General features: G+C 68.8%; 5 protein-coding genes and 1 pseudogene. 3 read left to right on the top strand and 3 right to left on the bottom strand.

Going from position 1 to position 6,025, the window contains the following annotated elements:
* Positions 1–1,196: 8-amino-7-oxononanoate synthase (locus tag U9980_RS03490; protein WP_322766650.1), on the bottom strand; the 1,196-nt coding region annotated here is incomplete at its 3' end.
* A gap of 113 nt (positions 1,197–1,309) precedes the next feature.
* On the opposite strand from U9980_RS03490, the gene U9980_RS03485 reads away from it, so the two are divergent.
* Entirely contained in the window at positions 1,310–2,782 is a 1,473-nt protein-coding gene (locus tag U9980_RS03485) for a sensor histidine kinase (protein ID WP_322766658.1), read from the top strand.
* 267 nt (positions 2,783–3,049) lie between these two features.
* On the opposite strand, the gene U9980_RS03480 is transcribed toward U9980_RS03485, so the two are convergent.
* Positions 3,050–3,298: a WhiB family transcriptional regulator gene (locus U9980_RS03480; RefSeq protein WP_239310115.1), complete on the bottom strand. Its 249-nt coding sequence runs from the start codon at positions 3,296–3,298 to the stop codon at positions 3,050–3,052.
* 479 nt (positions 3,299–3,777) lie between these two features.
* Here U9980_RS03480 and U9980_RS03475 point away from each other — a divergent pair, with 479 nt between their 5' ends.
* Positions 3,778–4,512: a glycerophosphodiester phosphodiesterase gene (locus tag U9980_RS03475; protein ID WP_322766649.1), complete on the top strand. Its 735-nt coding sequence runs from the start codon at positions 3,778–3,780 to the stop codon at positions 4,510–4,512.
* Here the strand turns inward: U9980_RS03475 and U9980_RS03470 are convergent.
* Positions 4,502–5,545, bottom strand: a complete 1,044-nt coding sequence (locus U9980_RS03470) for a diacylglycerol/lipid kinase family protein (protein WP_322766648.1) — start codon at positions 5,543–5,545, stop codon at positions 4,502–4,504. The two genes, U9980_RS03475 and U9980_RS03470, sit on opposite strands and share 11 nt — an antisense overlap.
* A 122-nt stretch (positions 5,546–5,667) precedes the next feature.
* On the opposite strand from U9980_RS03470, the pseudogene U9980_RS03465 reads away from it, so the two are divergent.
* Positions 5,668–6,025 (top strand): annotated as a pseudogene (locus tag U9980_RS03465) (hypothetical protein); the annotation flags it as partial.

Here is a 6,025-nt window from a genome sequence, read left to right as displayed (position 1 = left end):
GCACCTGGAGTCAGCGCACCCGGGGCCGGTGTGCCCAGAGCGGTGGCGAAGGCGGTCGCGGCGTGGGCCAGGTCGGAGTCGGTGAGGTCGGCGCGGGCCGCGATCCGCAGCCGGCTCGTCCCCGGTGGCACGGTCGGGGGACGAAAACAGCCGACCGCCACACCGTGCGCCCGGCAGACCGCCGCCGCCTCCACCGCGCGTGCGGGTTCACCCAGGATGACCGATACCACCGCTCCGGCCGGCTGGGGCGCGGCCGTGAGCGCGGCGAGCTGGCTGGCCCGCCGTCGCACGTCGTCGGCGAGTGCGGGAGTGGCGGCCAGCAGCTCGAGCGCCGCCAGCGCGGAGCCGGCGCAGGCCGGGGCGAGTCCGGTGTCGAAAATGAACGTGCGGGCGGTGTCGATCAGATGCGCACGGACCGCTGCCGGGCCGAGCACCGCTCCACCCTGGCTGCCCAGGGCCTTGGACAGCGTCACGGTGGCCACCACATCCGGCTCGCCGGCCAGTCCGACGTCCGCGAGCGCTCCCCGGCCGCCCGGGCCGACGACGCCGAGACCGTGCGCGTCGTCGACGAGCAGCAGCGCGCCGTGGGCCCGGGCGACGGCGTGTAGCGCCGGTAGCGGCGCAAGGTCGCCATCGGCGGAGAACACCGAGTCGGTGACGACGACGGCGTTGCGCCACGGCTGCCCGGCCAGTGCCGTGTCGACGGCATCGACGTCGGTGTGCGGGACGATCACTACTCGTGCCCGGGAGAGCCGGCAGGCGTCCACCAGCGACGCATGATTGCGCTCATCGGAGACGATCAGGTCGTCCGGACCGGTCAGCGCGGTGAGAACGCCCAGGTTGGCCGCGTATCCGGTGGCGAAGACCAGCGCGGCGGCGAAGCCGGTATGGGCGGCGAGAGCGTCCTCCAGGTCACCGTGCAAGGTCGTCGTTCCGGTCACCAGCCGGCTTCCGGTGGAGCCCGCGCCCCAGGTTCGAAGCGCCCGCACCCCACCGTCGACCACGTCGGGATGACGCGACAGCCCCAGGTAGTCGTTGCCGGCCAGGTCCAGCTGGCGGGGTGGGTCGCCGGCGGCCCAGGCGGCGGGTGTGCGCGGATTCACAGTGCGCCGCAGGCCGGCCTCCTCCCGCTGCCGGGCATGGCCGGCCAGCCATGCGAGCGGGTCGTGTGCGGGGTGACCTGCGAGGGGATGCACAACGGAAGCCTATGGTCGACCTGCATGAGCTGACGAGGGATCAGGTGTTCGACGTGGCACCGATATACGGCCGGGGCTCCGGCGGTGGCACCGCGTCTGGCAGTCTGCCTTGCGTGGGAACGCTGGCGGACCTTCTGCGCGAGAGCACCGATCTCGGCGCGGATGACATCGATCATCTTCATGCCCTGGTGGCGGACTGGGCCCTACTGGCCGATCTGTCCTTCGCGGACCTGTTGCTGCTGGTTCCCAGTCGGGCCGTGGTGGCCCGTGGCGGGTCCGGTCCAGGAGCTGAGTTTCTGGTGGTCGCGCAGGTGCGGCCGACCACCGGGCCGACGGCGTATCACAACGACGAGGTCGGCAGCGTTGTGATTAACAGATGGGTGGTGCAGAACTCGTGGCGGGAACGCCGGATCGCCCGCGAGGGCGAGCCGGAGTGGGACGGCGGCGTGCCGGTCCGGACCGAGGCGATCCCGGTTCTGCACTCCGACCGGGTGATCGCGGTACTGGCGCGGGATACGAACCTGGCCACCACTCGCACACCCAGCGCCCTGGAATCAGCCTACCTGCAGTGCGCGAACAACCTGGCGCTGATGGTCGCACAAGGGGCCTTCCCGTTCCGGGGAAGTACGGCCGAGCTGCCCGAAGCGCCTCGGGTCGGTGACGGGATGCTCCGCCTGGATGGTTCGGGAAAGGTCATCTTCGCCAGCCCGAACGCGCTGTCGGCCTACCGCCGCCTCGGATACACCGGCAACGTCACCGGTGAGGACCTGCGGTCGGTACACCGGACGCTGAGCCTGCCGGCGACCACCCCGGCCGTGTGGCACGCGATCGGTCGCCGCCGGCCGGTCGAGGTGGAACTGGCGGTCGCCAGCACGGTGGTGCTGTTGCGCGCGATCCCGCTGTTCCCAGGGGCCACCCGGGAGGTGCTCGTCCTGGTCCGCGATGTTTCCGATCTTCGGCGTCGCGAGGCACAACTGCTCAGCAAGGACGCGACCATCCGGGAGATCCATCATCGGGTGAAGAACAACCTGCAGACGGTCGCGGCTCTGCTACGCCTGCAGATGCGTCGGACCAAGGCGGATGAGGCACGGCTGGCGTTGCGCGAGTCGGTGCGCCGGGTGACATCGATCGCCGTGGTCCACGAGACGCTGTCGCAGAGTCTCGGTGAGTCGGTGCCCTTTGACGAGATCGCCGATCAGATCACGTCGGTCACTGTTGATCTTGCCTCGACCGGAACGCGCGCGAACACGACCCGCAAGGGATCGTTCGGCCGGTTGCCCGGCGAACTCGCCACGCCGCTGGCGCTTGTGCTTTCCGAGCTTCTGCAGAATGCTGTCGAACATGCGTTCGATGGTTCGGCCGGCACGATCGAACTCCGCGTCCATCGTGGTGTCGACCGACTGGACGTGGTGGTTGCCGATGACGGCGCGGGGTTGCCCGACGATTTCCAGCTGGAGCACTCGCCCAGGTTGGGCCTCCAGATCGTCCGCCAACTCGTGCTCGGTGAGATGCAGGGAGCGATCCGGCTCCAGGCCGGACCGGAGCGTGGTACGGAGGCCCTGTTGTCCATCCCGTTGCCACCGTGAAAATTTTTTTGAAGATCTACGTTACGAGGACCGTCGAGGTGGGTACAGCACCACCGTGCCTGGCGCCGTCCCACCCCGTTCTGGCCCCCCATGTCCTGCTGTCTCGACCCCTGTACAGCGGGTGTCGATAGTTCCGTTCGCAGACTGCACGAATACGGACGGGAATGGCATCAAGGCACGCGGCAACATCCCTGGGGCCGATGCGTCACTTCCGGGCCACTTGGGACGTCGTCGTCTAGCTTGTGCCGGGTTGGTGGTGGTGGGTAATCAGGCGGTGCGAACTCGGGTGCGCGCAGTGCGTTTGAGTGCACGGCGTTCATCCTCGCTCAAACCGCCCCAAACCCCGGAATCTTGCCCGGTGTCAAGTGCCCAGCTCAAGCAATCACTTGTTACAGCACACCGCCTGCAGACGGCCTTTGCTTCTTCGACCTGGCGTTCAGCCGGACCGGTTGTACCGATCGGGAAGAAGAGCTCGGGATCCTCGTCACGGCAGAGCGCTCTATGGCGCCAGTCCATGCGTACAACTCCCTCTCTCGTCTCGGGCCACACTGCACGTGAGACGCTTTGCGAGCCGCTACGGTTGCGCCGCACTTCCCGACAATCATTCGGATGTCGGATCCGTGCGGATTCTCGATCTTTCGACCGCCTGCACCCTCGCGCGTGAGCCCGAGGTGTACGTGGTCCATCCACCTCGGACATTCGCCACCCTCCCACCGCAACTGCCATGCGCGCAAGAACCTGGAAGTGGCTTCGCACCTCTTCCTGCCTGCACCTGTCCCGTCGAGACACAGGTGGACCACGCCTTGCGGTTGGTCGAACGACGTTGACAGACAGACTCTCCCAGCACCGCCGACCCAGTGAACTCACATGTCCGGGGGATCTGGAGAACATGCCGGATTGGCCTTGGCTGTCGTCGCCCACGGGTTTGGCGCTTAGAGCGCCCGGCGGGAGGTCCCTGCCGATGGCGGTCATGGCCGTGATGGCATCGTTGGCTCATGCAGGTTCTTGGTCATCGCGGTAGCCGGACTCCCGGCCCGGAGAACACCGTTGAAGCAGTGGACGCCGCGTTGCGGGCCGGTGCCGATGGTATCGAAGTGGATGTACGGCGCAGCGCCGACGGCGATCTGGTGTGTGTCCATGACGCCCGGATACCGGGCCGGCTGACCGGCCGTGCTGTGATCCGTCGAACCACCCGCGAACTGAGCCATCTCGGTGTGCCCACCCTGACCGACGTCCTTGACGTCTGGGACGGCCGCGGCCGGATCATCCTCGAGGTCAAGAACCAGCCGGGTCAGCCGGACTTCGACGCCCCGCGGGAGGAGACCGCCCGGACCCTGATCGACCTTCTGCGAGCTCGCGGGTTCGGCCGGGTCTCCGGCGCCGTCCCGCAGGCCCCGGCGGCCGTGACCGTCTCGTCGTTCGACTGGTTCGCGATCGAGGCGGTACGCGACGCCGAGATCGCCGTGAACACGGCCTTCCTGACCATGCCGCGAATGTCGGTGGCCGGCGGCATCGCCTATGTGCGGTCGGCGGGACACCAGGAGCTGCACGCTCACGTCTCGTCCGTACTCGGTTCGGCGGCGATGCCCGAACGGGCCCGGGCGGCTGGAGTGGGTCTGGCGACGTGGACGGTTGCCTCGGTGGCCGACGCCGAGCAGTTGCGCGACGCCGGCGTGGATGCGGTGATCTGCGACGATCCAGCGGAGCTTGTCCGCACACTCAGACGATGACGCGCAGGGCCCTGGGCGTGGAGCTGACCGTCAGTTCCGTGTGCGGCCCGAGGTACTCGCCGTCCAGCTGCAACGGGATCGCCTGCGCGGCCGTCAGCGTGATCCGCGCCTGGTCGTGCAGGGCAAGAACATCGCGGCCCTGAGGTCCCCGGGAGCCGTGCAGCATCTGCAGGATGCTACGGGTTGTCGTCATCACCGTCAGTCGACGCAGGCCGACAAGGTCCAGCCCGCTGTCGAAGGACGCGTCCGGGCAGGCACGCACCGGGCGGGCGTTGAGATAGGTCCATGGCGTCGTGTTGCAGACCACGGCCGCCAGCACGTGTTCCGGTACCGGATCGGGGTGGCCCGGATCGTCTGGCAGGCTCGCGCTCCGGACATCTGCCGCTGCCTGTGCCGTCTCTGCCGTCTCTGCCGTCCCCAGCTCGCCCAGCTCGCCCGTGGTGACGGTGATCGGGGGACAGCGTCGTCCGGTGTTGCGGATGAACCGGCCGAGTGCGGAGCGGAGGTAGAGCCCGGGGGTGTTGCGGCGGCCGTGTACCCGTTTGCGCTCGACCTGCTCGACGACTGCCGCGTCCAGACCGAAGCCTGCGCAGAAGGTGAACCAGCGTGACTGGCTGATGCCCGACGAACTGGTGAAGGTTGCGTGCCCGAGCCCGATCCGGCGGCTGCGACCGTCCCGGAGCGCCTCCAGAAGCTCTCCGGTCGCTTCCACCGGGGACGGCGAGTAGCCCAGTGCACGGGCGAAGACGTTGGTGCTCCCGCCGGGCACCACCGCGAGGGCGGGAGCACCGGGCGCCGGTCCCGACCGCAGGAGGCCGTTAGCGATCTCGTTGACCGTTCCGTCGCCGCCGAGCGCGACAACCAGGTCGAGGCCGTTGTCGGCGGCGCGCTCAGCGAGCTCGGCGGCGTGGCCGCGGCCCTTGGTCATGACGACGTCCACGCTGAGGTCAGCGGCAAGTGCACTGACCAGAACGTCACGAATACGCTGGGTCGTCGCCGTTGCAATGGGGTTTACGACCAACAGCGCGCGCATGATGTCCACGGTAGCCGGTGGGACTTTGCAAGGTCGCTCGTAATCCTTGCGACCGGCTTGACCCCTCGTGGGACGTGACCTTCACCATGGTCCGCGCGGCCACGTACTGTCGGGATGTGCCTGTGAGGACCGACCTACGCCGCGATCGTCTGCGGGACGCCGTGCATACCCCACCGGCCCTGCCCGCCGCTGTGGCGCTACTCGGTGGCGAAGGACTCCTGCTCGGCGGTCTCGGCGTGTTCCTGATCGTCCGCGGATTCGGCGCGGACACCGACGACCGCGGCCGGGCGGAGCTTGGTGGTCTGTTCGCCGTCGTCGCCGCCGTGGGGCTCTGCCTGCTCGGACGGGCACTGCTGGCCAGGCGGTGGTGGGCACGCTCGCCGGTCGTCGTCGTGCAGCTGTTGTGCCTGCCTGTCGCGGTCAGCCTGCTCCAGGGCGGTCGCTATGGCGAGGGCATCCCGCTGCTCGCCGTCGCCGTCG

The organism is Protofrankia sp. Cr1 (assembly GCF_963555865.1).
Classification (GTDB): domain Bacteria; phylum Actinomycetota; class Actinomycetes; order Frankiales; family Frankiaceae; genus Protofrankia.
This window is presented reverse-complemented; position numbering and strand designations above follow the sequence as displayed.

Bases quoted from the DNA above. Each gene is read 5' to 3' on its own strand.
- U9980_RS03480 (WP_239310115.1), bottom strand. From the start codon at position 3,298: ATGGACTGGCGCCATAGAGCGCTCTGCCGTGACGAGGATCCCGAGCTC.
- U9980_RS03475 (WP_322766649.1), top strand. From the start codon at position 3,778: ATGCAGGTTCTTGGTCATCGCGGTAGCCGGACTCCCGGCCCGGAGAAC.
- U9980_RS03470 (WP_322766648.1), bottom strand. From the start codon at position 5,545: ATGCGCGCGCTGTTGGTCGTAAACCCCATTGCAACGGCGACGACCCAG.